The organism is Pseudomonas sp. ICMP 561, from assembly GCF_002699985.1.
GTDB classification, from domain to species: domain Bacteria; phylum Pseudomonadota; class Gammaproteobacteria; order Pseudomonadales; family Pseudomonadaceae; genus Aquipseudomonas; species Aquipseudomonas quasicaspiana.
Window position 1 is genome coordinate 56,604 of record NZ_LKBT01000012.1, and the last position, 25,774, is coordinate 82,377.

The 25,774-nt window shown below is 57.8% G+C and carries 26 protein-coding genes; 13 read left to right on the top strand and 13 right to left on the bottom strand.

Features of this window, described 5'->3' with window-relative positions:
* Positions 1–2 precede the first annotated feature (2 nt).
* The 3 genes from AO242_RS10465 to AO242_RS10475 form a co-directional block, all read right to left on the bottom strand.
* Positions 3–227, bottom strand: coding sequence for a hypothetical protein (locus tag AO242_RS10465; RefSeq protein WP_099268642.1), 225 nt, complete (start codon positions 225–227; stop codon positions 3–5).
* 361 nt (positions 228–588) lie between these two features.
* Entirely contained in the window at positions 589–2,070 is a 1,482-nt protein-coding gene (locus AO242_RS10470; protein WP_099268643.1) for a methyl-accepting chemotaxis protein, read from the bottom strand.
* A gap of 92 nt (positions 2,071–2,162) precedes the next feature.
* Entirely contained in the window at positions 2,163–2,984 is an 822-nt protein-coding gene (locus tag AO242_RS10475; protein WP_099268644.1) for a TatD family hydrolase, read from the bottom strand.
* A gap of 191 nt (positions 2,985–3,175) precedes the next feature.
* Here AO242_RS10475 and AO242_RS10480 point away from each other — a divergent pair, with 191 nt between their 5' ends.
* From AO242_RS10480 to AO242_RS10490, 3 genes are all read left to right on the top strand, one after another.
* The gene (locus AO242_RS10480) at positions 3,176–4,600 is read left to right on the top strand and encodes a transglycosylase SLT domain-containing protein (RefSeq protein WP_099268645.1); all 1,425 of its coding nucleotides are present in this window, start codon (positions 3,176–3,178) and stop codon (positions 4,598–4,600) included.
* A gap of 97 nt (positions 4,601–4,697) precedes the next feature.
* The gene (locus AO242_RS10485; RefSeq protein WP_099268646.1) at positions 4,698–5,132 is read left to right on the top strand and encodes a DoxX family protein; all 435 of its coding nucleotides are present in this window, start codon (positions 4,698–4,700) and stop codon (positions 5,130–5,132) included.
* 280 nt (positions 5,133–5,412) lie between these two features.
* A complete protein-coding gene (locus AO242_RS10490; RefSeq protein WP_099268647.1) occupies positions 5,413–5,715 on the top strand; it encodes a hypothetical protein in 303 nt (100 codons plus the stop codon).
* A 249-nt stretch (positions 5,716–5,964) separates the two neighbouring features.
* Here AO242_RS10490 and greB read toward each other — a convergent pair whose 3' ends face one another.
* Genes greB through AO242_RS10505 form a run of 3 tightly spaced genes read right to left on the bottom strand, consistent with a single transcriptional unit; the run spans position 5,965 to position 9,689 of the window.
* Positions 5,965–6,462 (bottom strand): transcription elongation factor GreB, encoded by a 498-nt coding sequence (greB, locus tag AO242_RS10495; protein WP_099268648.1) that lies wholly within the window; start codon positions 6,460–6,462, stop codon positions 5,965–5,967.
* A gap of 36 nt (positions 6,463–6,498) precedes the next feature.
* Entirely contained in the window at positions 6,499–9,006 is a 2,508-nt protein-coding gene (locus AO242_RS10500) for an ABC transporter permease (RefSeq protein ID WP_099268649.1), read from the bottom strand.
* Positions 9,006–9,689, bottom strand: a complete 684-nt coding sequence (locus AO242_RS10505) for an ABC transporter ATP-binding protein (protein WP_027901749.1) — start codon at positions 9,687–9,689, stop codon at positions 9,006–9,008. The genes AO242_RS10500 and AO242_RS10505 overlap by 1 nt, the downstream gene beginning before the upstream one ends.
* 10 nt (positions 9,690–9,699) lie before the next feature.
* On the opposite strand from AO242_RS10505, the gene AO242_RS10510 reads away from it, so the two are divergent.
* The 3 genes from AO242_RS10510 to AO242_RS10520 all read left to right on the top strand — a co-directional run bounded on the left by AO242_RS10510 (position 9,700) and on the right by AO242_RS10520 (position 11,706).
* Positions 9,700–10,305: an arylesterase gene (locus tag AO242_RS10510; RefSeq protein WP_099268650.1), complete on the top strand. Its 606-nt coding sequence runs from the start codon at positions 9,700–9,702 to the stop codon at positions 10,303–10,305.
* 56 nt (positions 10,306–10,361) lie between these two features.
* The gene (locus tag AO242_RS10515; RefSeq protein WP_027901747.1) at positions 10,362–10,655 is read left to right on the top strand and encodes a hypothetical protein; all 294 of its coding nucleotides are present in this window, start codon (positions 10,362–10,364) and stop codon (positions 10,653–10,655) included.
* Between the two features lie 82 nt (positions 10,656–10,737).
* Complete coding sequence (locus tag AO242_RS10520) at positions 10,738–11,706, top strand: L,D-transpeptidase family protein (RefSeq protein ID WP_027901746.1); 969 nt, start codon at positions 10,738–10,740, stop codon at positions 11,704–11,706.
* Between the two features lie 877 nt (positions 11,707–12,583).
* Here the strand turns inward: AO242_RS10520 and AO242_RS10530 are convergent.
* Complete coding sequence (locus tag AO242_RS10530) at positions 12,584–12,835, bottom strand: Lpp/OprI family alanine-zipper lipoprotein (protein ID WP_027902232.1); 252 nt, start codon at positions 12,833–12,835, stop codon at positions 12,584–12,586.
* Positions 12,836–13,402: 567 nt separating this feature from the next.
* Here AO242_RS10530 and AO242_RS10535 point away from each other — a divergent pair.
* Positions 13,403–13,684, top strand: coding sequence for a GNAT family N-acetyltransferase (locus AO242_RS10535; protein ID WP_027902233.1), 282 nt, complete (start codon positions 13,403–13,405; stop codon positions 13,682–13,684).
* A gap of 96 nt (positions 13,685–13,780) precedes the next feature.
* Here AO242_RS10535 and AO242_RS10540 read toward each other — a convergent pair whose 3' ends face one another.
* The gene (locus AO242_RS10540) at positions 13,781–14,857 is read right to left on the bottom strand and encodes a 3-deoxy-7-phosphoheptulonate synthase (protein WP_027902234.1); all 1,077 of its coding nucleotides are present in this window, start codon (positions 14,855–14,857) and stop codon (positions 13,781–13,783) included.
* Positions 14,858–15,100: 243 nt separating this feature from the next.
* On the opposite strand from AO242_RS10540, the gene AO242_RS10545 reads away from it, so the two are divergent.
* The 4 genes from AO242_RS10545 to cysB all read left to right on the top strand — a co-directional run bounded on the left by AO242_RS10545 (position 15,101) and on the right by cysB (position 18,164).
* Positions 15,101–15,439, top strand: coding sequence for a thioredoxin family protein (locus tag AO242_RS10545; protein WP_049827144.1), 339 nt, complete (start codon positions 15,101–15,103; stop codon positions 15,437–15,439).
* Positions 15,440–15,462: 23 nt separating this feature from the next.
* Positions 15,463–16,428, top strand: coding sequence for a putative 2-dehydropantoate 2-reductase (locus AO242_RS10550; RefSeq protein ID WP_099268652.1), 966 nt, complete (start codon positions 15,463–15,465; stop codon positions 16,426–16,428).
* Positions 16,429–16,555: 127 nt separating this feature from the next.
* The gene (locus AO242_RS10555; RefSeq protein ID WP_099268653.1) at positions 16,556–17,068 is read left to right on the top strand and encodes a universal stress protein; all 513 of its coding nucleotides are present in this window, start codon (positions 16,556–16,558) and stop codon (positions 17,066–17,068) included.
* Positions 17,069–17,189: 121 nt separating this feature from the next.
* Positions 17,190–18,164 (top strand): HTH-type transcriptional regulator CysB, encoded by a 975-nt coding sequence (gene cysB, locus AO242_RS10560; RefSeq protein ID WP_087265080.1) that lies wholly within the window; start codon positions 17,190–17,192, stop codon positions 18,162–18,164.
* Positions 18,165–18,323: 159 nt separating this feature from the next.
* Here the strand turns inward: cysB and AO242_RS10565 are convergent, their stop codons facing one another.
* From AO242_RS10565 to rloA, 5 genes are all read right to left on the bottom strand, one after another.
* Positions 18,324–19,058, bottom strand: coding sequence for a phosphoadenylyl-sulfate reductase (locus AO242_RS10565; RefSeq protein WP_027902239.1), 735 nt, complete (start codon positions 19,056–19,058; stop codon positions 18,324–18,326).
* A gap of 237 nt (positions 19,059–19,295) precedes the next feature.
* Positions 19,296–20,639, bottom strand: coding sequence for an aminodeoxychorismate synthase component I (pabB, locus tag AO242_RS10570; RefSeq protein ID WP_099268654.1), 1,344 nt, complete (start codon positions 20,637–20,639; stop codon positions 19,296–19,298).
* A 114-nt stretch (positions 20,640–20,753) separates the two neighbouring features.
* Positions 20,754–21,731, bottom strand: a complete 978-nt coding sequence (locus tag AO242_RS10575; protein WP_164706056.1) for an alpha-L-glutamate ligase-like protein — start codon at positions 21,729–21,731, stop codon at positions 20,754–20,756.
* Positions 21,731–23,284, bottom strand: coding sequence for an osmotic stress tolerance membrane protein RloB (gene rloB / locus AO242_RS10580; protein ID WP_099268656.1), 1,554 nt, complete (start codon positions 23,282–23,284; stop codon positions 21,731–21,733). Before rloB ends, AO242_RS10575 begins: the two co-directional genes overlap by 1 nt.
* Positions 23,285–23,288: 4 nt before the next feature.
* A complete protein-coding gene (gene rloA / locus AO242_RS10585; protein ID WP_027902243.1) occupies positions 23,289–23,825 on the bottom strand; it encodes a retropepsin-like aspartic peptidase RloA in 537 nt (178 codons plus the stop codon).
* Positions 23,826–24,148: 323 nt separating this feature from the next.
* Here rloA and AO242_RS10590 point away from each other — a divergent pair, with 323 nt between their 5' ends.
* Both AO242_RS10590 and prpB read left to right on the top strand, forming a co-directional pair.
* Positions 24,149–24,874 (top strand): GntR family transcriptional regulator, encoded by a 726-nt coding sequence (locus tag AO242_RS10590; RefSeq protein WP_049827145.1) that lies wholly within the window; start codon positions 24,149–24,151, stop codon positions 24,872–24,874.
* Positions 24,874–25,767 (top strand): methylisocitrate lyase, encoded by an 894-nt coding sequence (gene prpB / locus AO242_RS10595; RefSeq protein WP_099268657.1) that lies wholly within the window; start codon positions 24,874–24,876, stop codon positions 25,765–25,767. Before AO242_RS10590 ends, prpB begins: the two co-directional genes overlap by 1 nt.
* Positions 25,768–25,774: the final 7 nt, after the last annotated feature.

Consider the following 25,774-nt stretch of genomic DNA (forward strand, 5'->3'; position numbering starts at 1 on the left):
TGTCACGCCGCTAGCGATTGCCCGTGACGCTCAATGCCCGACGCGGCGATCATCCCGATGATGCCAACGGCCAACGAGATAACGCTCATGGAAAATATCCCGTCCAGAATCAGCAGCGTAGCCAGAAGTAATAACGGTACGGCGATCATATGCTGGGTCGAGCGCTTATGATTTTCCGCGTTGCCGCGCCATTGCCCTATGTGGAGATTGAGTAAGCGCTTGGCCATGACTGCATTCCTCTTCAAACACTATGAATGCCTGAAGAGTAGGCCCGACTCGCAGTGGCGGCGAATCAAGTCTGACTATCGGTGTGATAGGCGCTAAATTATTAAGTTTCAAAACCCCGTTTGTGGATTGGAATGCGATCCACATGTGGGAGATTCTATGGTTGCCTGCAAGCGCTGATCCCGGTGGGGCCGAATTCATTCGGGAAGGCGGCATTCCTGACGGCACGGATACATCGAATGTACCGGCCCCTTCGCGAATGAATTCGCTCCCACGGATTTTTGTTTGCAGGCCAACATAGAATCTCCCACAGAGTCTGGTATGGCACAGGACCTGGGCAAATGAAGGGGCAGCGAGTCCGCTTCAAAGCTTAAGCTGCCCAATCGCTTTGCTCAGTTCACCCGCCAAGGTCGCAAGCTCGTCGCTGGTACTCGCCGAGTCCACCGTCTGATTGACGGTGCGCTCGGTCACGTCGCGTATGCTGACCACGGCGCGGTTCATTTCCTCGGCGACCTGGCTTTGTTGCTGTGCGGCCACGGCAATCTGGGTGTTGCTTTCGCGCATTTGCGCCACCGCATCGGCAATGGCCGCCAGCGCTTCGCCTGCCTCATGTGCTTGCTGTACGCATTCATCAGCCTTGAACGAGCTGTCCTGCATGAAGTCGACGGCATCCCGTGTGCCGGATTGCAACGCTGAAACCATCGTGGTGATTTCATCGGTGGAGACCTGTACGCGTTTGGCCAGGTTGCGGACTTCGTCGGCGACCACTGCAAAACCGCGGCCCATTTCCCCGGCCCGTGCCGCTTCGATGGCCGCGTTCAAGGCCAGCAGATTGGTTTGCTCGGCGATGCTATGAATCACGCTAACCACGCCGTTGATCTTATGGCTGTCTTCGGCCAGACGCTGAATCATCCCGGCGGTCTGCTGCACGCCACTCGACAAACCGGCAATCGAGGTCTGGACCCGATCAACCACAGCCTTGCCACTGCCCGCCAGAGTATCGGCGGTTCGGGATTGATCCCGTGTGGTGCTGGCGTGCTGGGCGATATGGAAAACCGTCGCAGACATCTCGTTGATGGCGGTGGCAACCTGGTCGGTCTCACTTTGCTGGCCAAGCATGCCATGGCGCACGTCGTTCATGCCTGTCGCCAGATGCACTGCGCCCTGATCCAGGCGCGCAGCCGTCTGCGAGACGGTGGTGACGACCCGCTGATAGCCAGCCTGCATGGCGTTGAATGCCTTGGCCATCTGACCCACTTCATCCTCGCCGGTCAGCGGCACGCGAGCAGACAGGTCGCCGCTTTTTTCCACATGCAGCATGACATCCTTGAGCGTGTTGAGCTGGCTCAGCAGGAAGCGGATCAGCAATTGCGAAGCGCCGAGCATCGCGAGCATCAGTACGAACACGGCAATGGCGTAGTGGGCGAAGCGCTGCTCCAGCACTTGCATCAGGCTTGGGGCAAACGCCAGTACCGCAATGCGCTGCCCGTCAGGCCGTGACACGATCTGAGCACCTGTCAGGAGGTGTTCGCCCGTTAACGATTGTGAGCCGAGTTCCACCCATTCTGTGGCAGCACTTAACTCAGGCAGAGGTTGTCCCTTAAATTCGGGTGTTTGCCCGGCAGTGAAAACCAGCAGCTCTGGCTGGCTCGGCAGCGCCTGGGATGCAGGCCAGGCAGTGAGCAGTCTTGCCTGCGCCTGAGCTGATTCTCGAGCGTCATCAATGCGGGCCTGTTGCTCCAGGTGCAGGGCGTAAATAACCAGCATCAACGTGGTGAAAAAGGCCACCGCGTTGACGGCCCAGAATTTGTACTTCAGGGAAAGGTTGCTAATCCAGGTGCCCATGGGAGGTCTTCTTTGGTTAGTCAGGAGGAGAAGTGCAGCAAGGTGCCATCATCATCTCCCACTGAACAAAGCGTTCCTTGACCTGGATCAACCTAATCCTGAGCGGCGACAGGTATTTGAGGTAATGCGAAAAAATCCCGAGCGGTAGCGCTGCTGTGGCTGGCCAGATCCTGTAGGGTCTCACCGCGATGCTGCGCGACTTCACGCAAGACTTCCGGCAGAAAACCGGGTTCGTTGCGGCCGTTCTTCGGCTTGGGCCGCAGGGTGCGTGGCAGTAGATACGGCGCATCGCTTTCCAGCATCAATCGGCCTCTGGGAATATCGCGGACCAGGGGATGCAGGTGGCCGCCGCGGCGCTCGTCGCAGATCCAGCCGGTGATGCCGATGTGCAGGTCCATATCCAGATAGCTGTAGAGCGCGCGCTGTTCGCCGGTGAAGCAGTGAACGACGGCTGCGGGCAGACGATCACGGTAGTCGCGGAGGATTTCCAACAAGCGTTGATTGGCATCGCGCTCGTGGAGGAACACCGGCATTTGTAGTTCCACGGCCAGTGCCAAATGCGCTTCCAGGACCTTTTCCTGTTGTGGGCGAGGGGAGAAGTCGCGATTGAAATCCAGCCCGCACTCGCCAACGGCCCGCACACGGTCTTCCTGAAGCAGGTCGCGCAATTGGCGCTCGCTGTCAGCGTTCCAGTCAACCGCCGAATGAGGGTGAATCCCTGCGGTGCTGAACAGTCGCAAAGCGCTTTCGTCGAGCTCATGGCAAAGCTTCAAGGCCTGCTCGCTGCCCTCGACGCTGGTACCCGTGAGCAGCAACTGACAGACGCCCGCAGCATAGGCGCGATCAAGCACCGCTTGTCGTTGCGAGTCGAAGCTGGCGTTTGTCAGATTGACGCCGATGTCGATGAGTTGCATGGTGCTACCTCAGGCCGGAGACCGCTGAGGATATCAGAGCTACGGCTTTAATAATAAAAGGTAATACAATCAGGCTCTTGAGAGAGATTTCTGATTGTCTTTCGCAATATTCAGATGATCCGCGCGTCATCGCACCAGCTTTACCCACTTCTTTTTTCATGTTTTGCGAACGGCATTTCCCTGGAGAGTGAATGATCCGAGCCTCCCTTTACCTGATGGTTTCTGTGTCGCTGCTGCTGCCATTTTCGGTCAGTGCCCGCCAGGCCGGGCCGCAGGTAGCCGAGCACAAAACCGTCGTGCGCGATCTGCCGACAATTCGCAGCAGCAAGGTATTGCGAGTGCTGGTCAATCAGAGCCGCAATAGCTCAGGGGATGCCAAGGGAGAGGAAATCGGCGTCGAGTACCATCGACTTCAAGCCTTCGAAAAATACCTCAATAGCCATTCCCGTGATGGTCAGCAAGTCACCTTCAAAATAATGCCCAAAGCCAAAAACCAGTTACTCATCGCGCTGCAGCGTGGTGAAGGGGATCTGGTTGCTCCCGGCGAGCTGCTCGACACCCGGGAAGCCAGAGGCGTTCAGGCCAGTGAGCCGATCATCCGTCATGTGCCGTTGGTTGTGGTGGGTGTCAGAGGGACACGCAGCTTCAAACATATCGAACAGCTTTCCGGGCGAACCCTGAGTTTGTCGGCGGGCAGTGCTGCCGATGACGCTGTGCATCTGCTTAATCAGCGACTGGCCCTGCGCAAGCTGGCCCCGGTGAAAATCGAGTGGGTCGATCCCAGCCTGGCGGTGGAGGATGTACTGGAAATGGTTCAGGCCGGGATCTTCCACCTCACTGTGGTCGAGCAGCCTATCGCAGAACGCTGGGCCAAAGTCATGCCCAAATTGCGTGTGGATCGCTCGCTAACGTTGAGCACCAACAGCGACATGAACTGGTTTGTGCGCCAGGACGCTACGATGCTGCGAGCCACCATCGATGGCTTTATCAAGACCTATAAGCCGCCTGCCAATCAGGACATTGCGTTCCAGAAGGCCTATAAAAATCTCTATAAAGTCCATAACCCGTTGGCCAGGGCCGATCGTCAGCGCCTTGAGGAACTGCGTCCGACGTTGCAACGCCATGCAGATGCACAGGGTATGGACTGGTTGAATCTGGCTGCACTGGCCTTCAAGGAGTCAGGGCTTGAGCCACAGGCCCAGGGCAGCGGTGGGGCTACCGGTCTGTTGCAGATCACGCCCTCCGCAGCGAAGCGGGTCGGCGTAGGCAACATCCAGTCTACCGACAGCAATGTGCAGGCCGGGGCTAAGTATCTGGCTCTGATCCGGCGCAAGTTCTTCGGCAGTTCCAGATTCAACGAGCGGGAACGCATGGCGTTCACCCTGGCGGCCTACAACCTCGGCCCCGAGCGGGTGCAAGGCATGCGCAAGGAGGCCAAGCGACGAGGGCTCAACCCTGATCAGTGGTTCTTTCAGACTGAGCGGGTCGCCATGGATCAGGCTGGCATGGGCGTGGTGAGTTATGTCAACAGCGTCAACAAGTACTACCTGGCGTTTGATCGTGAGCGGGATTCACTGGAACGGTCGCCGTCCGGCAAAGCCGTAGTCAGGAAGTAATCGAATAAATAGATAATGATGCCGAGTTTTTTGCGATTGTTAGATTGGCTGATCCGATTAATATGGCGCCATCAACTTCATTCACGGAACGCACCACATGAACACTCGGATCAAATCGCTTCTCACCACCCGCGCTGGCTATGGCCTGACTGTTGTGCGCATTTTGGTTGGCATCATTTTTGTTGCCCATGGTAGCCAGAAACTGTTTGGCGCTTTTGGCGGGTACGGTCTGGAAGGCACCGGCCAGTACATGGCGAGCCTGGGTCTGACACCGGGTTATCTGATGGCGCTGCTGTCCGGTAGCGCAGAGTTCTTCGGCGGTCTGGGTCTGGTAGTGGGTTTGCTGGCTCGTCCTGCTGCGTTGGTACTGGCAGCGACACTGGTTGTGGCGATCCTCTCGGTTCATATCCACAACGGCTTGTTCATGGCCAACAACGGTTACGAGTTCGCGCTTGCCCTCCTGGGCGGTGTGATTGCGGTGTTGATTGAAGGGGCGGGCAAACTGTCCATTGATCGCGCCATCGGTAACTGATCTACATTACTGATAGATGTGATGCTTCAAAGACCCGCCTCGTGCGGGTCTTTTTATTTGGGGGCGAATCAGAAGTGCGCTACTGACAATTGACAATCAGCGGGTGGCTTATCTACGATGCTGCCCATGCGCCGATTTACACAACTACTTGCGGGGCGCCAGATGAGCATGAAGCTTGTCGATAGAAGTCCTAAGGGGCTTCGAAATACCGCTAAAGCGTTGGTTCGGTGTTGCCTCTCACCGCTGCCCAGCGGAGCATTTGAGGCTGAGACAAAACATCATGAGCCATCCCGTCGTTCGTATTTCCCCGATCGCCACCCAGTTTTCCCGTCGCAACCCGAAAATCCTGCTCTGCGGTTCACATCAGCCCACCTTGCTGCGCTTCCTGGACGGCCGTCCACGTCGCAACGGCGGGCCTCACGCATTCCTGATCCAGTTTGTCGATCCGCAACAATCACTGGCCAGCTTCAAGGATGACCAGTTCGATCTGGCAGTGGTTCAGGCGCCGTCTGCCGAGCGTGTGGAGGAAGTGGTGCGTGACCTGACGCGGATTGCCCGGCAGGGCTTGATTACTCGGTGTTGAGGGCTTCTAGCCCAAGGGAATGTCCGATCTCCTGGCGCTCATAAAAAACACTGCATACACATGCTGGAATGCCATTTATGTGGGAGATTCTATGATGGCCTGCAATCTCGTAGGACCGGCTTTAGCCGGGAGAGCGGTATTTCTGGCGAAGACGGTTCGGTGAATGTTCCGACGTCCTCCCGGCTGAAGCCGGTCCTACGGATTCAACCTGCTCCCACAGGGCCGGCCGACCTTACACATGCAGCGGTGTCAGAGGTAATCAATCGCCACGATATAGCAGAGCTGTTCGCCGGTGGGGGTGTGAACTTTCACTTCGGCATCCAGCGCTTTGCCGATCAGGGCACGGGCCAATGGCGAGTCGATGCTGATCAGGTTCAGCTTCAGGTCCAGTTCGTCAGGGCCGACGATCCGGTAGCGTGACTCTTTGCCGTCTTCGTCCTCAATGGTCACCCAGGCGCCGAAGTAGACCTTGTTGACGTCGCTGGGGTGTGCGGCGACGACTTTCAGACTTTCCAGCCTTTTGGTAAGAAAGCGCACGCGACTGTCGATTTCACGCAGCATCTTTTTACCGTAGGTGTATTCGGCGTTCTCTGAACGATCCCCCTGGGCCGCTGCTTCGCTCACCGACTGCGTCACTTGCGGGCGGCGGACGTGCCAAAGCTCATGGAGTTCGGCTCGCATCCGCGCTTCACCCTCAGGGGTGATCAGCGCGGTGCCAGCGGTGCGGGGAGGGCGGTAGCGGCTCATGGATTGTCGTTATAGGGAACAAGGGCGCGAAGTCTATCAGCCATCGCGCAGTACCGTCAGCGGGCTCACATTCAACGCCCGACGAGTACCGAATACCCCTGCGCCACCCACCAGCAAAGCGCCGATTACAGGCAACAGCAGCAGCCAGGCATGAGGCGCCCAGTCAAGGTTGAAGGCGTAGCGGTACAAGGCGAACGTCACCAGCTCGCAACCCAGTGCAGCCAGCAGGCCGCTCACGGCCCCCAGCAGGCCGAACTCGATGCGTCGCGCCTTGACCAGTAATGCCCGCTCTGCACCTAGAGCCCTCACAAGCGCGCCTTGGCGAATACGCTCATCCAGAGTCGCTTGGAGACCGGAAAACAGCACGGCAATACCCGCCGCCAGGACGAACAGCAGCACGAACTGCACGGCCAGCGTGACCTGATCCAGAATGCTGCGCACCTGCTCCAGTAGTGCCTCAACGCCCAGAATGCTGATGGCCGGGAAGGTGCGCGACAGCTCGACGATCTGCTTATCGTTGCCCGCAGGCAGATAGAAGCTGGTCATGTAGGTGGTGGGCAGATCCTGCAGAGTGCCGGGCTGGAAGATGATGAAGAAGTTTGGCTGGAAGGTGTCCCAGTTAACGTCCCGCAGGCTGGTGACCACTGCATCACGACTCATCCCGCCGATCATGAAGTTCAGACGGTCACCCAGTTTGATCTGCAGGCTGTCAGCCAGCTTGGCTTCTACCGACACCCCGGGAGTTGCACTGGTTTCGCCGTTGGCTGGCCACCAGTTGCCTGCGGTCAAGGTGTTGCCTTCCGGCATGTTTGCCGACCAGGTCAGGTTCAGGTCGCGGCGTGTAGCGTTTTCCCCGCGTGAGTCCTTGGTCACGAAGTCGCTCACCGGCTTATCGTTGATGTTTACCAGGCGACCAGGCACCACGGGATAGAGCGGGGCCGCGTGAGGCGACAGTTTGCTGATCTGCTGGCTGAAGGCGTCTTTCTGATCCGGCAGCACGTTGAGCACGAAGTAGTTCGGCGCGTCTTTGGGCAACTGGTTTTGCCAGGTGTCCAGCAGTTCGCCACGTAGCAACGCGATCAGCCCCATGGACAACAGAATCAAGCCAAACGCCAGCGATTGCCCGGCAGCAGCCATGGGATATCGCAGCAGTTGACCCAGGCCCAGGCGCCACGGCAGGGATGCGCGGGCCAACAAGCGACGCAGGCTTTTCAGCGCCAGCAACAGCAAGCCGCCAAGCACCACTGCAGCAATCACACCACCGCCGAGCAAGGCAAAAGTCAGTACCAGATCCAGGCTCAACCGCCACATGATCAAACCTAGAGCAAGCAGGGCGGCGCCGTACACCAGCCATGAGCTGGCCGGGATTGGCAGCATGTCTCGGCGCAGTACACGAAGCGGTGGTACTCGCCCCAAGGCTGCAAGCGGTGGCAGGGCAAACCCGGCCAGCGCAACCAGCCCGGTGCCGATACCTGCGAGAGCAGGCATCACGCCACCGGGAGGTACGGTGGCGGGCAGCAGGTTATGCAGCAGAGCGAACAGCGCCAGTTGCGCCAGCCAGCCCAGCAATGCGCCGCTCAATGCGGCAAGCAGGCCGAGCATGGCCAGTTGCAGGCTGAACAGCACAAGCGCTTCATTCCGGGAGAGGCCAAGGCAGCGCATCAGTGCGCTGGCGTCGAATCGGCGCACGGCAAAGCGTGCAGCGGATAATGCAACGGCTACACCGGCAAGCAGCACCGCAACCAGACTGGCCATATTCAGATATCGTTCGGCCTTGCCCAGCGCGCCACCAATCTGTTGACTGCCGTCGCGGGCGTCCTTGATTTCCTGATGCGGCTCCATGCCCGGTTCGATGGCCTTGCGATAGGCGGCCAACGCTTCAGGCGGGCCGGTCCACATGTCCCGATAGCTGACGCGGCTACCCGGCTGGACAACGCCGGTGGCTTGCAGATCGGCCATGTTGATCATGACGCGAGGCGTCAGACTGTAAAAGTTACCGGCGCGATCAGGCTCATACGTCAGAACCCGGGTCAGCTTGAGTGTTTTGGAGCCGACGTCGATGTCGTCACCCACTTTGAGGTCCACTGCCGGTAACAATCGCGACTCAGCCCAGGCTTCACCGGGTTTCGGACCGCGGCTGACTTCTTCAGGCTGATACAGGTCGGCAGCGCTTTTCAGTTCACCGCGTAGCGGGTAAACGCCGTCGACGGCTTTAATGCTCGAAAGCTGAATCCCGGCATCGGTGGCGATGACCGTGGAAAACACGACGATTTGTGCATGCTTGAGCTTGAGTGCTTCGCCCGCCTGAATTTGCTCAGGCCTGGCCGGGCTTGAACCTTCTACGACCAGATCAGCACCAAGAAACTCGGTGGCGCGCAACAGCATCGCGCCGTTAAGGCGGGCACCGAAATAACCGATGGCGGTGCTGGCGGCTACGGCGACCAGCAAGGCAAAGAACAGGACTCGCAGTTCACCGGCGCGCGCATCGCGCAGCAGTTGGCGAGTGGCGAGGGTGAGCAGGCGCGAAAACGGCAGGCGTACCATCAAGGCTCCAACGGGGCGACCAGACGGCCACCTTCAAGACGGATCAAGCGTCGGCAACGATGGGCCAGACGTTCGTCGTGGGTGACCAGTACCAGCGTGGTACCGCGTTCCTTGTTCAAATCGAACAGCAGGTCGCTGATGCGCTCACCGGTCTGGCTGTCCAGGTTGCCTGTGGGCTCGTCGGCAAACAGCACGGACGGATCTGCCGCGAATGCGCGTGCAATGGCAACCCGTTGTTGCTCACCTCCCGACAGTTGCCGTGGCGTGTGGGTCAGGCGTTTGCCCAGCCCGACTCGCTCAAGCAGAACTCTGGCCTGCTCGCGCGCATCCTTGCGACCTTCCAGCTCCATGGGCAGCATGACGTTTTCCAGTGCATTGAGGCTGTCGAGCAACTGGAATGACTGGAATACAAAACCCACATGTTCGGCGCGAACCCGGGCGCGCTGGTCTTCGTCCAGCTCACTCAGGTTGCGGCCTGCAAGGATCACTGCTCCAGAGCTGGGCAGATCGAGGCCGGCCAGCAGGCCGAGCAGCGTCGACTTACCAGAACCTGACGCGCCAACGATGGCCAGACTGTCGCCCTTGTTTAGTTCCAGAGAGAGTTCGTGCAGGATGGTCAGGTCACCTTCGGTGCTGGGGACCACTTTGTTGAGGCTCAGAGCACTGAGAATACTTTCACTCATGGAGAGTCCGATGCGTGCGTGGTTTTTAAGTGCTGGCCTGGTTTTGCTGTTGCTGTCACAAGCCGCAGCGGCGGGCACAGTATTGATCGTTGGGGATAGTATCAGCGCGGCTTTCGGCCTGGATACCCGCATTGGCTGGGTTGCCTTGCTTGAGCAGCGCATGAAGCAGGAGGGTTTCACCGATAAAGTGATCAACGCCTCTATCAGCGGCGATACCAGTGCCGGAGGTCGAGCGCGGCTGCCTGCGCTGCTTGCAGAGCATAAGCCGGAACTGGTGATCCTCGAGCTGGGGGGCAATGACGGCTTGCGGGGTCAGCAGCCAACTCAATTGCAACAAAACCTTGCATCGATGATCGATAGCTCGCGGGACGCTGGCGCCAAGGTGCTTTTGCTGGGCATGCAGATCCCGCCGAACTACGGGCCGCGCTATACCAACGCGTTCAAAGAGGTCTACACCAATCTGGCCGCAGAGAAAAAAGTGCCGTTGGTGCCATTCTTTCTTGAGGGCGTGGGCGGTGTTCCCGAACTGATGCAGGCGGATGGCTTGCATCCGGCGGCCAATGCTCAGCAAAAGTTGCTGGAAAATGTCTGGCCGACGCTAAAACCGCTGCTTTGAGGCTTTTCTAGCCGGGGGCTTTCGGCTAAGGTGGCGCCCCCAATCTGGAGCCCTCCATGCCACGTCCCGCCTGGTCCCTGTATGCCTATCAAATGATCGAGCCCGATGAGCAGCTCGATCTGTTCGCGTGCCAGGAAGTCAAAGTGCATCTGGTGGCCCGTCAGTTGGAGCTTGGCGGGACTGTCGACCGCACACTGTGTGGCACCTTGTTGCCCGCACAGCCGCGTTGGTCGGTGGTGGCGAGAGAGGTTTTTCGTGACGAGCGGTTGTGCTCGTTGTGCCGCGCTATCGTCGAAGCACAGAAGAGCGGCAATCGGCCGATCTGGCCTGAATTACGCTTCATGGAGTAAATTGCCGGTTGACTCCCGGTCCGTCAGGTCTGGGTGTACAATTCGCCACTTACTACCCGCCGTATTGCCCAAGGATTCCCGGATGTTGTCGCGCATTCCAGCCGTTACCCGCTGCCTGTCGCTTGCTGCACTGTGTGCGGCGGGCTCTGTTTCCGCTTTGGAATTCCCTCTGCCGCCACCGGGTGAAGATATCGTTGGCCAGGTGCAGACCGTTACGGCCCGGTACGAAGATACCTTTGCCGACCTGGGCACGAAGTACGATCTGGGTTATCTGGAAATGATCGCCGCCAACCCGGGTGTTGACCCGTGGTTGCCGGGCGCTGGTACTCAGATCGTCTTGCCGACCCGTTTCATACTGCCAGCCGGTCCGCGCGAAGGTATCGTGATCAACCTGTCCGAGTACCGGATGTATTACTACCCGAAAGGGCAGAACGTGGTTCACACCTATCCGCTGGGTATCGGCCGGGAAGGGTGGGGCTCGCCAATTGGTGTCACCAAGGTGATCGCCAAGACGCCAAATCCGACGTGGACTCCGCCTGCGTCGATCCGTGCCGAGCACGCTGCTGATGGTGATCCACTGCCAAGCGTGGTGCCTGCCGGTCCGGATAATCCTCTGGGTCCGTTCAAGTTTGGCCTGGGGATGTCCGGTTACCTGATTCACGGTTCTAACAAGAAGTTTGGTATCGGTATGCGCACCAGTCACGGTTGCTTCCGTATGTATAACAACAACGTGCTGGAGTTGGCCGATATGGCTCCGGTGGGTACTACGGTGCGTATCATTGCCGAGCCGTACAAGTTCGGTTTGAGCGGCGGCAAGGTTTATCTGGAGGCGCATACGCCGGTGGATGACAACGGCAATCCTTCGGTGGTCGATAAGCACACTGCGGTGATCAATGCGTTGCTAAAGCGCGAAGACCTGGCTAATAACCTGCGCATGAATTGGGATCTGGTGCGTGATGTGGTTGCGGCTGAGGATGGTATGCCGGTCGAAATCGCGGTGCCGGGTGCAGCGGTGGCTGCTAGTGTTCAGGATTCGGTTCCGTTGCAGTGATGCTTCTGTGTATATATCCGTTTTCGCGGTAACGACTGATAATGGTTGCGCTTTTACAGCGCCTCACTTTTGAAAGGAGCGCAAAAGTAAGCAAAACGCTCTTGCCCCACCACTTGGCCCCTCGCTGTCGCTCGGTGTTCCCGTAATCCGACATTGCTGCGTGGGGCCGCCGCCACCGGCCATCCATGGCCTGAGGCGGCTAAACCGGCATCCCTGCCGGTTTGCCCCACGCAGCAATATCGAATTCCGGCCGGCGTGGTTTGACGGGGCGCCCAAGATCAAAATCAAAAGCAGATCAAAAGCAGAACGAAAACGGCGATAGTGCCTCGGACCGGTAGGAGCGAACTTGTTCGCGAGACGTCAGCAAAGCCAACAAAGGTCTCGTCTGACACACCGCATCGCAGCCTTCGGCAGCTCCTACAGAATGTCGGCAAACCCAAGAAAACAGGTCGGCTGTCAGGCCGCCGCGCTTTTGATTTTGATCTCAGGCGCCCCGTTAAACCACGCTGGCCGAACGCAGATCCTGAAGCGTGGGGCGCCCTTGAGTTGAAGAGGGGCAGGACGCCGGGTTAGCCGCATTGGGCCATGGATGGCCCGTTGCGGCGGCCCACGGTTCAGGATCTGCGGGCGGGGACACCGAGCGACAGCGAGGTGCCAAGTGGTGGGGCAAGAGCGTTTTGCTTACTTTTGTCTGGGCCGGCTTCCGGATGTTCAAAAGTGAGGCGCTGTAAAAGCGCAACCAATATCAGCCGTTACCTAATAACGGATATGCTCACACAATCCACCAACCACAAACCACAATCAAAAAACAGCCAATAAAAAAGCCGACCCGGATAACCAGATCGGCTTTTTTGCAACAACAATCCCGAAGGGATTATTACTTGCGGCTAGCCTTGTCCAACATACGCAGAGCGCGCTCGTTGGCTTCGTCAGCAGTTTGCTGAGCTTTCTGAGCAGCAGCCAGAGCTTCGTCAGCTTTGCGATAAGCTTCGTCAGCGCGAGCTTGCGAACGAGCAGCTGCGTCTTCGGTAGCGGTCAGGCGAGCTTCGGTTTCTTTGGATACGCTGCTGCAACCGGTAGCCAGAACTGCTGCCAGAGCCAGAGCAGAGAATTTCAGAGCGTTGTTCATTGTGTTCCCCTTCAAGGAATTTTTTCAAATTAGTCATCTCTCGAAAATGAGAAAATGACCGGCGTACATAGTACCCACTGTTTGTAGTAAGTAAACTGACGAAGCGCAAGAAGCCCGAGATTTTCTCTGCTTTGAAAGTGTTCCGCCTTACTTCTCATGTGTTTTGTATAAAAAATATCCAGCCGCCGCACGCTTACACCTTACCCATATGCCCAAGGGCTTCAGAGTCGCAGACCTGCACTCTTCAGGACCCTAGATATATGAGGAACATGTATCTGTTTAGCTCACGTCGAGGTGACTTTCAATTCACCCCGGCGTCTCAATCGACAAGCTCCGGCAATGTTCAGTTCAACGCTTTGCTCAATCAGATATCCGGTCGCGGATTTTTGCGGTCGATTCGCTTGAGCATATTCCCCAATGACGCCTACTATTTGCAGGTGCTCTTTTGTTGGGATCAGCAAAGCTCTTCTCGGTGTCCAAAACAGGCACGGGGTGGCGTAGATGTTCCTTCGCCGGAAAAACATCGGTAAGGTAGGGGTCAAATTCCAAGACCCGCGAGGAGTAGTGATGAGCGAGGCGCTGTCCATCCACCATGATGAGACCGGTCACCAGTTTGAAATCAACATCGACGGTCACCGTGCCTACCTGACCTATATGGACCTGGGTAAGCAGACTCTGGATATCTATCGGACCTTCGTCCCCAATGCCCTACGTGGTCGAGGCATTGCTGCTGCACTGACCGAACAGGCGCTCGATTACGCCGACAGCATCGGATATACGGTCATCCCGTCATGCTCTTATGTAGAGCGCTACATGGAGCGCAATCAACGTCAGGCGGCAAAGATCTGAGTCAGGGTTCAGTCGGTATTCCCGACAGTTGTTGTAACCCGATAGCACCAGGAAAAACGCCGAGCATATGCTCGGCGTTTTCGTTTCTGCTGCTTGTCAGCCGCGTTGGCGTTTCGGCAGTACGTCCTTGAGCTTGGCGTGCATGCTGCGCAAGGTTTTCTCGGTGCTTTCCCAGTCGATGCAGGCATCGGTCACGGATACGCCGTATTGCAGCTCGGACAAATCCTTGGGAATTGCCTGACAGCCCCAGTTCAGATGACTTTCGACCATCAGGCCGATGATCGACTGGTTACCTTCCAGAATCTGGTTGGCGACGTTTTCCATGACCAGCGGTTGCAGGGCAGGGTCTTTGTTGGAGTTGGCGTGGCTGCAGTCCACCATGATGTTCGGTTTGATCTTCGCTTTGTTCAGCGCCTGTTCACACAGCGCAACGCTCACCGAATCATAGTTGGGTTTGCCGTTGCCGCCGCGCAATACCACATGACCATAGGCATTGCCTTTGGTGGTCACGATGGACACGCCACCTTCCTGGTTGATCCCCAGGAAGCGGTGCGGGCTGGAAACCGATTGCAGGGCATTGATTGCGACGGTCAGACCGCCGTCGGTGCCATTCTTGAAGCCCACTGCTGAGGACAGGCCAGAGGCCATTTCCCGGTGAGTCTGGGATTCGGTCGTCCGTGCGCCGATGGCCGACCAGCTGATCAGGTCCTGCAGGTACTGCGGGGAGATCGGGTCAAGGGCTTCGGTGGCTGTCGGCAGGCCCATTTCGGCCAGGTCCAGCAGCAATTGACGGCCGATATGGAGACCGTCCTGAATCTTGAATGAGTCGTCCAGGTACGGATCGTTGATCAGACCTTTCCAGCCCACGGTGGTGCGCGGCTTCTCGAAGTAGACGCGCATCACCAGATACAGCGTGTCGGAAACCTCTGCGGCCAGTGCCTTGAGGCGTTCGGCGTATTCGTGTGCTGCCTTGATGTCATGAATCGAGCACGGCCCGATCACGATGAACAGGCGGTGATCCTTGCCATCGAGAATATCGCGGACTACTTCGCGGCCCTTGCTCACTGTCTTCAGTGCGGCGGCGGTCAGCGGGATTTCGCGCTTGAGCTGATCCGGTGTGATCAGTGTCTCGTTGGAGGAAACGTTGAGGTCGTCAATCGGTAAATCAGCCATCGTGCTACTCATCAGGTCGCGTATGCCGGCCGCCAACGAACCCCGTGGGGCGAAGCCAGGCATGATTGAGCGAAACGGGGGACCGAACCTTAGCGCGTTAGGCCTTGCCGATACAATGGGCAAACGCCGCTTTATCGAGCCCTGGAGGTGGTTTTTAGTCAGTTTGGCCAGCCGGGCGTGGAATGCCACTATTTGCACCGCATCGGGCAGGCAAGGATAGTATCCACCTTGATCCGGGAGGCTATGTTGAATCAGCTAGAACTCAGCGACTTTGATGTCGACCAGCAATTACTGCAGTTACCTGGCACTTCGTTGCTGATATTCACCAGCGTCGGTTGCGCGAGTTGTCGTTATGCCCGGCAGCAGTTACCGACTCTGGATCTTGCTCTGGAGCGAATATGCTGGATCGACGCGGCCGAAAGCGGCGGGGCGGTCACGCGCTATGAAGTGTTTCATTTGCCCGCGTTATTCGTCATTCGTGACGGGCAATTTTATGGGGCATTGCGTGCGTCATTGACCGAGGCCAGCCTGCGCCAGGCAATAGTGGAAGCCTTGGCGCGGCAGCCTGATGAATTGCCCTGAACGGTTTTGAACAGGAGAGTCATATGAGTCATGAGCTGAAGCGGCCACGTATCGGCGTTATCGGCACGGGTGCTATCGGAGGCTTTTACGGCGTCATGCTGGCGCGGGCAGGGTTCGATGTGCACTTTCTGCTGCGCAGTGAATTCGATGCGGTGGTGCGGGATGGGCTGTGTGTAAAGAGCGCAGTGCATGGAGAGCTGGTGCTCAATCCGGTTCAGGCCTATTCCTGCGCAGCTGATATGCCGCCATGCGATTGGTTGCTGATCGGCGCCAAATCCACCAGCAATGCGGCGCTGACGCCCGCGATCCTTCAGGCTGCCGCCCCGGGAGCCAGGGTGCTGGTCCTGCAGAATGGTCTCGCGGTGGAAGATAGCCTGCGAGCCGGGCTTCCTGATTCGCTGCACCTGCTGGGCGGTTTGTGTTTCATCTGTGTACATCGCTCTGGCCCTGGCAAGGTGGTTCATCAGGCGCTGGGTGGCGTCAATCTGGGGTATCACAGCGGGCCGGCTGCCGACGCCGCTACTCGCCAGGCTATCGTCGAGCAAGGGGCGGGTTTGTTTCATGCAGCGGGTCTGGATTCCCAGGCCATGGTCAATCTTCAGCAGGCGCGCTGGCAGAAACTGGTCTGGAATATTCCTTACAACGGTTTATCCGCGTTGTTGCAGGCCGGGACTGAAGCACTGATGACGGACTCGCATACCCGGGCGTTGATCCTGACATTAATGAATGAGGTCGTGCGGGGTGCCGAGGCCTGCGGTCATGTGTTGCCTGAGGGCTATGCGCATCACCTGTTCGCCATGACCGAGAAGATGCCGGATTATCAACCCAGCATGTATCTGGACTACAAAGAGCAACGTCCGCTGGAGCTCGACGCCATCTATATCCAGCCTTTAAGGGCTGCAACGCAGGCGAAATGTGATATGCCGCAGGTGCGAATGCTGTACCAGGCACTTGCGTTTCTTGACGCGCGTAACAACCGGATCACATAGGGCTCGCGGCATCCGCCGCCAGTGAAGGCTATGACCTCAAAGGCTCGCAGGTAATTGCCGCCACACTCCTTGGGGCGCTGCTAAGCTGATTCCATCTCCGCCATTCTGGCTGTCCGGGAGGTCGTACATGATTCGTTCGATGCTTTATGCCACAGACCTCGGTCTGTACGCGCCCTATGTTATGCAGCACGCGCTGGCACTGGCTCGAACATTCAAGGCCGAGCTCTATGTGGTGCATGTGGTGGAGCCCATCGGGTCGTTTGCCGAATCGGTACTACAGAGCTATCTGGATGAGGACGCGTTGAAGGATCTGCGCAGTCAGGGGTTGAGTTCAGTCATGGAAGGTATTGAGCAGAGAGTGCTTGATGGTTTTCGTGAAGAGTTGGGCGAAGATCATCAGGATCTGGCGCTGATCAGCACGGTGCGGGTGGTTCAGGGTGATCCGTGCGATGTGATTCTGGGACAGGCTGAAGAGCTGAAGGTCGATCTGGTGATCGTCGGCAGCCATTGTCGCGGGGCAGAGCCCACCACGCCCATAGGTCGCACTGCAGCGCGGGTTCTGCAGCTTTCGCAGGTGCCGGTGTATATGGTGCCAGGTTGTACTCAAAGCGTGCGCAGATTGAATGGGCCGGTCGAATAAAATCGAGCGTGCCTTTATCGCGCAAAGGTGATAAAAAGTTCTAGCTTTGTCGTCATTACCATTAATCCAGTTATATACCGTCGCTGATGCCCCTGGCGTCTTCCTGCTTTGAGGGATTCATATGAAGCTTCAACAACTGCGCTACATCTGGGAAGTGGCGCACCACGACCTCAACGTTTCAGCGACGGCTCAGAGTCTGTATACCTCTCAGCCAGGTATCAGCAAGCAGATCCGCTTGCTCGAAGATGAGCTGGGCGTAGAAGTTTTCGCTCGCAGTGGCAAGCATCTGACCCGTGTAACTCCGGCCGGTGAGCGCATTATTACCACTGCGGGCGAGATCCTGCGCAAGGTTGAAAGCATCAAGCAGATTGCCCAGGAATTCTCCAATGAGAAGAAAGGCACGCTGTCCATTGCAACAACTCACACTCAGGCACGTTATGCGCTGCCGCCGGTGATCAGCAATTTCATCAAGCAATACCCGGACGTGTCGCTGCACATGCATCAGGGGTCGCCAATGCAGATCGCGGAAATGGCCGCTGACGGCACCGTCGATTTCGCCATCGCCACGGAGGCGCTGGAGTTGTTCGGTGATCTGGTGATGATGCCTTGCTACCGCTGGAACCGTTGCGTCGTGGTGCCTCATGGTCACCCGCTGACCAAAGTGCCGAAGCTGACCCTGGAAGTGCTGGCTGAGTATCCGATCGTGACGTACGTGTTCGGCTTCACCGGTCGTTCAAAGCTGGATGAAGCGTTCAGCCATCGCGGCCTGACGCCAAAAGTGGTGTTCACCGCTGCCGACGCTGACGTGATCAAGACTTACGTACGTCTGGGGCTAGGTGTTGGCATCGTTGCGAAAATGGCGGTCGACACCAAGCTGGACAGCGATCTGGTGATGCTCGATGCCAGCGATCTGTTTGAGTCGAGTGTGACCAAGATCGGTTTCCGTCGCGGCACCTTCCTGCGTGGCTTCATGTGCGACTTCATCGAGAAGTTCGCGCCGCACCTGACCCGCGAAGTCATGGCAAAGGCGATTCAGTGCCACAACAAGCAGGAGCTTGAAGAGCTGTTTGACGGCGTCGAACTGCCGGTGCATTAATCGGCAAGCTTTGAGGCATCAATGATCCTTGTGGGAGCGAATTCATTCGCGAAGGCGGTGGCCCAGATGACGGATCTTCATCTGGAGCACTGGCCTCTTCGCGAATGAATTCGCTCCCACACAGTCTGCACAGGTCATGTAATACCCGCAGGAATAGCGTTACACCTTCGCGATCAGATTCCCCGAGTGCAGCCCGCATTCCTTCTGGGTGGCTTCTTCCCACCACCAGCGACCCTCGCGCTCATGCTGGTTCGGCAGCACAGGACGCGTGCACGGTTCGCAGCCAATACTGATGAAACCACGCTCGTGCAGGCTGTTGTATGGCAGTTCCAGCATGCGGATATAACCCCAGATTTCTTCACTGCTCATCTGTGCCAACGGGTTGAACTTGTACAGGGTGCGCTCCGGGGTGGAGAACGCGCTGTCGATCTCCAGTGCTGCAACCTGGCTGCGAGTGCCAGGGCTCTGGTCGCGACGTTGACCGGTGGCCCAGGCTTTCACACCCGACAGTTTGCGCCGCAGTGGTTCGATCTTGCGCACGCCGCAGCATTCGCCGTGACCGTCCCGATAAAAGCTGAACAAGCCTTTCTCTTTGACGAAAGGTTCGAGCTTTTGCTGATCAGGGGTCATGATTTCGATATCGATCTTGTAGTGCTCACGGACCTGTTCGATGAAGCGATAGGTTTCCGGGTGCAGGCGACCGGTGTCCAGGCTGAATACTTTGACGTTCTTGTTCAGTTTCCAGGCCATGTCCACCAGCACCACATCCTCGGCGCCGCTGAACGAAATCCACAGCTCGTCACCGAAATGCTGGAAGGCTAGTTTGAGGATGTCCTGTGCCGACTTGTTGGCGTAGGTCGCGGCGAGTTCGGCGACATCGAAGGGTGTGCTCATCAGGCGGTTTCCTAAATATGGCGCTTAGGCGCTCGTAATGACGCGAATGTTAACAAAAACTGTCGTCGAATTGGCCTGCGGGTTGTGCGCAATCCCGTAGGACCGGCTTTAGCCGGGAGAGCGATATCTTTAGCGGAGACAGTTTGGTGAATGTACCGACGGCCTCCCGGCTAAAGCCGGTCCTACGGGATTGCAGGCCGCATAGAATCTCCCACAGGAAGCGAATTACATCGGTGGTTAAAGCGCTTCCAGCGTATCCAGCAAAACCCGGACCTTGGTAAACGACTCCTGATACTCGGCTTCGCAGTCGGAGTCCGCAACGATTCCGCCACCGGCCCAGCAGGAGATCTTGCCGTCCCTTGCCAGCAGACTGCGAATCGCGATGGAGCTGTCCATCTCGCCACGCACGTCGAGATACAGCAATGAGCCGCAGTACAGGCCGCGGCGGGTAGGTTCCAGTTCATCAATGATCTGCATGGCGCGAATTTTTGGCGCGCCGGTGATGGAGCCACCAGGAAAGCTGCCTGCGATCAAGTCCAGCGCGTCGTGATGGTCCGCCAGCTCACCCACCACGCTGCTGACCAAGTGGTGCACGTTGGGGTAGCTCTCCAGGCTGAACAGTTCCGGCACTTTCACTGAGCCAATACGGCAGCTGCGCCCCAGATCGTTGCGTAGCAGGTCGACAATCATCAGGTTTTCTGCACGATCCTTGGTGCTGGAGAGCAGTTCCTGTGCATAGGCCTGGTCTTCGGTGCTGTCTTTGCCACGAGGCCGTGTGCCTTTGATGGGCCGGGTTTCGACGTGGCCCTGGCTGACCTTGACGAAGCGTTCAGGTGAAAGGCTCAGTACCGCGTCGCCATCTGGCAGTGCCTGATAACCGGAAAACGGGGTAGGGCAGGCCTGCCGCAATGCGCAGTAAGCCGCCCACGGGTCGCCTTCGTAGCGGGCCTGGAAGCGCTGAGTCAGATTCACCTGATAGCAGTCGCCTGCGTGGATGTAGGCCTGGATGCGTTCAAAGGCTTCACGGTAAGCGCTGGCACTGATTGAGGTCTCGAACTGGCCGACGAGGGCGAAGAGGTTCGGCTCGGATGCGTGCTGAGCGCTGAACAGCGCAATCAGCCGTTGCCGCTCGGCGTCTGCAAGCGACGGGTGAAACACCAGTTGGCTGGTCTGCTGTTGATGATCGCTGATCAATGCCCAGGCATAGAGTCCCAGTCGTGCGTCGGGAAGTAGCAGGTCATCAAGCGCAGCGCCGGATTGTGCTTCCAGGCGGCGACCGAAGTCATAACTGAGGTAACCGATCAAACCGCCTGCGAATGGCAACTCACAGTGGGCTGGCAACTGCGCCTGGCCGAGGGCGTTCAAGCCATCACGCAAGCGCTGGAAAAATCCGCTGCCGGTTTCTGCGCTGTCCGGCACGAATGTTTGCACGGGCCAGGCGCTGAGCAGGTCGTAGCGGCCGCGGTCGGCAGTCGGCCTGCCGCTGTCGAGAAGAATGGCGCCCGGGGCGTGAAGGATGCGTTGGAAATAATCCGCTGGGTCGGCGCGATAAGGCAGCGAATAAAGTAAGCAGTCAGGCATTCGAGGGTGTCAGTTCGGAGCGCGGGACGGGGATTGTAGTCCTCCGTCGGGATCGCTCCTAGGGGGGCGTCGTAATTGGGCTGTTACGAGTGTCATTACGGAGTGGCTGAGTGCTCAGGGCACCTGCACATGACCAAACAACTCCTGAACAAACTGTACGCGCTGCTCGGGTGTTTCCTGCTCGCCATTGAGAGCCAATTGCTCCAGTCGCGCCTCAACCGCCTGGGTCCGGTGGGTCAGGCCGCAGTCGTTGGCGATCTGGATATTCAGGCCGGGCCGAGCGTTGAGTTCGAGAATCAGCGGTCCTTGCTCCTGATCCAGCACCATGTCGACGCCGATGTAGCCGAGACCACACAGCTCGTAGCACTCGGCGGCCAGCTTCATGAAACCGTCCCAATTGGGCAGTTGAACGCCATCCACGGCGTTGGTGGTGTCCGGGTGTTTGGTGATGATGTTGTTCAGCCAGGTGCCGCGCAGGGTGATTCCCGTGGCCAGATCGACACCGACGCCAATCGCGCCTTGGTGGAGGTTGGCCTTGCCGCCGGACTGCCGGGTGGGCAAGCGCAGCATGGCCATGACCGGATAGCCCATCAGCACGATGATGCGAATATCCGGCACGCCCTCGTAGCTGATGCTTTTGAAAATCTGATCCGGAGTGACGCGGTATTCGATCAGCGCCCGATCCCGATGGCCGCCCAGCGAGTAGAGCCCGGTAAGGATGCTCGACACCTGATGCTCGATCTCCGAGTGGCTGACGATGCGCCCGGAGACAGTGCGGTAGCGACCCTCGAAACGATCGGCGATCACCAGAATGCCATCGCCGCCAGCGCCCTGGGCAGGCTTGATCACAAAGTCGCTGCGGCCGCCAATGATCTCGTCGAGTTTTTCGATTTCCTTCTCGGTGGAAATAACCCCGTACATTTCGGGCACGTTGATGCCCGCGGCAATGGCTCGTTCCTTGGTGATGATTTTGTCATCGACAATCGGATACAGACTGCGCTTGTTGTACTTGAGCACGTAGTCGGCGTTGCGTCGGTTGATGCCCATGATGCCCCGGGCTTCCAGCGCCTTCCAGGTTTTCCACCAGCCGATCATTTGGCTTCTTCTTGCTTGGATTCTTCCTTGAGGAAGGCTTTGAAGCGAACCAGTTCAGTCAGGCGATAACCGCGATAGCGACCCATGGCCAGCATGAAACCCACCAGAATCAGCAGCACTGCCGGGAAGGTGAAGACGAAATAGATCAGCGCTGGCACGCTCATGATGATGTGCGCCAGGGAGGCCGCGAAAAGCGTGCCGATAGCAACTTTCATGGCATGGCCGCCACCGCGCTCTTCCCAGGTGATCGACAGGCGTTCAATGGTCATGGTCAGAATCACCATCGGGAACAGTGCCACTGAAAGGCCGCGCTCCAGACCCAGTTTGTGGCTGAGCACGCTGATGGCCGCAATCAGCACCACCACGAATGTCAGAACCACTGACAGGCGGGGCAGCATTTGCAGCTTCAAATGTTCCAGATAAGAGCGTAACGACAGGCCGAGCGCGGTGATTACCGTGAACAGGATAATGCCGAAGCCAAGCTGGGTTTCCCTGAACGCCAGAGCGATCAGTACCGGGGTAAATGTACCGAGGGTCTGCAGGCCAATGAGGTTGCGCAGGACCAGAATGACCAACACGCCGATCGGAATCATGACCATGATCATGAAGGTATGCTGGGTTTCCAGCGGCAGGCCATACAACGAGTATTCGAGGAAGTCAGCGTCAGTGCTGGCATCGGTCAGCTGTGCCAGGCGAATCGCGTTCATCTCGCTGTTGTTGAGGCTGAACGTGACCAAGGCCTTTTTGCCACCCTCGACGCTGATCAGATTGTCGTCGCCGGTCCACCACAGCAGACGGTCATCAGGCAGGCCTTTTTCGCCGGTGTCCGGGTTGAAATACAGCCAGTCCTTGCCGTTGAAGCTGCGCAGCCAGAGTTCCGGGCTTTGCGGCTGGTCAGCCACGAGACGAATGGTGTGGACCTTTTCCATCGGTACGTGGGCAATGGACAGCAGCAATTCGGTAATGCGTGCTTTGTTGGTGCTGGAGGTATCACCCGCCAGCAGCAGCTTGACGTTGTCATCCTTCAGGTTGTTGACCCGCTTGATGGCTTCAGTGATGAAGGTTTCAACGTCGGCCGAGTGTTGGCGGATGGGAGCGAGCAGTGCTTCGGCAGCGATTTTTTCCGGACCTTCGACAGGAATGCTGTCACGGAAGATCGGACCTTTGGTCTTGAGCCTCTCGCCGCTGTAGCGCTTGGTCAGCACCAGGCGGTAATAGAGTGTCTGATTGCCGGTTGCGCGACGTGCCGACCAGGTGACTTTCCGATTGCCATCGACCCGGTTGACGCTGACGCCGTAATTATTGGAAATGAAGCTTTCGTTGAGGCTGATGAAATCCCGCGCCAGTGGCGGTACGAACATCTGGACCTTCACCGAATCCTTATTGTTGTTGGCAACGAATTCGACTTTGGCGTCGATATTCCACAAATCGTCGGTTTCATCCTCAGTCATGGGGATGCCGAGCGCCAGAATCTGATAGGCCGTGATCGCGATTCCCAGGGCCACCAGGACGCCGATCAGGATTTTCAGATGCAAAGTCAAAGAACGCATGGGTTTACTCGGTGGTTTGAGCAGTAATTTCACAGCCAGGCTTGCCAGCTGCGTACTTAAGGCTTGGGTCGACCAGCGCATCAAAGCGTTTTAGAGCCTCGGAGCCGATCAAAAGCGGATATTGGAAAGCACTTCTGTCCGTCAAGTTCACTTCAATGGTGCGTAAAGATGCACCCATGCACACATCAAGGCTGATCACCGGGCGCGCCGTGTATTTTTTTTCCTCATCCGCGTCGTAATCATCGGCTCGTCGCTTGATCTTGCTGACCCTTGCCAGCGGCCGCTCGATGGGGTGCGCATGGGCATCATCGATCGCCAGATAGAAGCGCACCCAGGTCTCGCCATTGCGTTTGAAATGTTTGATATCCCGTGCGCTCAGTGAAGCAGTCTTGGCGCCGGTGTCGAGTTTGGCGGCAACCTGCAGGTCGATATCGTTGAGCTGAGCGTATTCGTTCAGACCATAAACGGTCTTGTCGGCTGCCATGCCGTTGATTGATAGCAGAAGAAGGCAGAGCAGGGCGGGGAGGGCTTTGAGTGTCATAAATCCTGGCACATTGAGGGCGGTCATCCGGACATCGCCCTTGAGTCGTTTGTTGGCTGGCGCAGTGCTATTACTGACGATCAGTCGGGGCGGCATTCTAGCATGAAGGTGCGTCTCGCTCACTGCGATGATCCTGTGGGAGCCGGGCTTGCCCGCGATAAGGCAACCGCAATACCTGGATCTTTTGGTGCCCTTGTCGCGGGCAAGCCCGGCTCCCACAAACTAGTGTGCTGTAAAGATATTGTCGACACTCTCAAGGTTTTCTTTGACTGCTGGATGATCTATAGCTAACTTTAGTTGAAATAATTCAGGCAGTGTCGACAATGTTGGATTCAGCCGTAAGCGCTGCTCCAGTGGCAGATGACCCGGAAACCCTCTCCGAAAACGTCTTTCGTCGCATTCAGTCCGCCATCATCAAAGGTGAGATCGCTCCCGGCAGCAAGATTTCCGAGCCTGAACTGGCGCGCACTTACGGCATCAGTCGTGGCCCTTTGCGTGAGGCCATTCATCGTCTGGAAGGTCAACGGCTGCTGGTGCGGGTGCCGCATGTGGGTGCCCGTGTGGTTTCCCTCAGTCATGCCGAACTGATCGAACTTTACGAAATCCGCGAGTCCCTCGAGGGCATGGCCTGCCGTCTGGCGGCCGAGCGCATGACTGCGGAGGAAATCGATGACTTGCGCCGCGTGCTTGAAACCCATGAACGTGATGCCGCGTTTCAGGCCGGAGTCGGTTATTACCAGCAGGAAGGGGATTTCGATTTCCATTACCGGATCATCCAGGGCAGCGGCAATAAAACCCTGACGCAAATGCTCTGCGGCGATCTTTATCAACTGGTGCGTATGTACCGCATCCAGTTCTCCGCAACGCCCAACCGGCCTCGTCAAGCCTTCGCCGAACACCATCGCATTCTCGACGCCATCGCCGACCGTGACGGCGAGCTGGCCGAACTGTTGATGCGCCGCCACATCGGCGCCTCCAAACGCAATATCGAGCGGCACTATTTAGAGCAGTGTTCCCTGCAACAGCCTGCCCCAACCCGAGGTGAATAATGAATTCCAATAAAACCACTCCTGGCCAACGTTTTCGTGATGCGGTTGCCAGCGAGCATCCGCTGCAAGTGGTCGGCGCGATCAATGCCAACCATGCGTTGCTGGCCAAGCGCGCCGGGTTCAAGGCGATCTACCTGTCGGGTGGCGGGGTGGCGGCGGGCTCTCTGGGCATTCCTGATCTGGGTATCACCGGCCTGGATGACGTCCTGACTGACGTACGCCGTATCACCGATGTCTGCGATTTGCCTTTGCTGGTAGACGTTGATACGGGTTTTGGCTCTTCGGCCTTCAACGTCGCACGCACCGTGCGCTCGATGATCAAGTTCGGCGCGGCGGCGATCCACATTGAGGATCAGGTGGGTGCCAAGCGCTGCGGCCATCGTCCAAATAAAGAAATCGTGACCCAGCAGGAAATGGTCGATCGCATCAAAGCAGCCGTGGACGCCCGCACCGATGACAGTTTCGTGATCATGGCCCGCACAGACGCGCTGGCGGTGGAAGGGCTGGAATCAGCCCTTGAGCGTGCGGCTGCGTGCATCGAAGCGGGTGCCGACATGGTCTTCCCCGAAGCCATCACCGAGCTGGACATGTACAAGCTGTTTGCCTCGCGGGTCAAAGCACCGATTCTGGCCAACATCACCGAGTTTGGCGCCACGCCGCTGTTCACCGTGGACGAGCTGCGCAGCGCTGATGTGTCCTTGGTGCTCTATCCTTTATCGGCGTTCCGCGCCATGAACAAGGCGGCGGAAAATGTCTACGGCGCGATTCGCCGCGATGGCAGCCAGAAAAATGTGGTCGACACCATGCAGACCCGCATGGAGCTTTACGACGCAATTGATTACCACACCTTCGAGCAGAAGCTGGATGCGCTGTTTGCGCAGAAGAAAGGGTAAGGCGCGA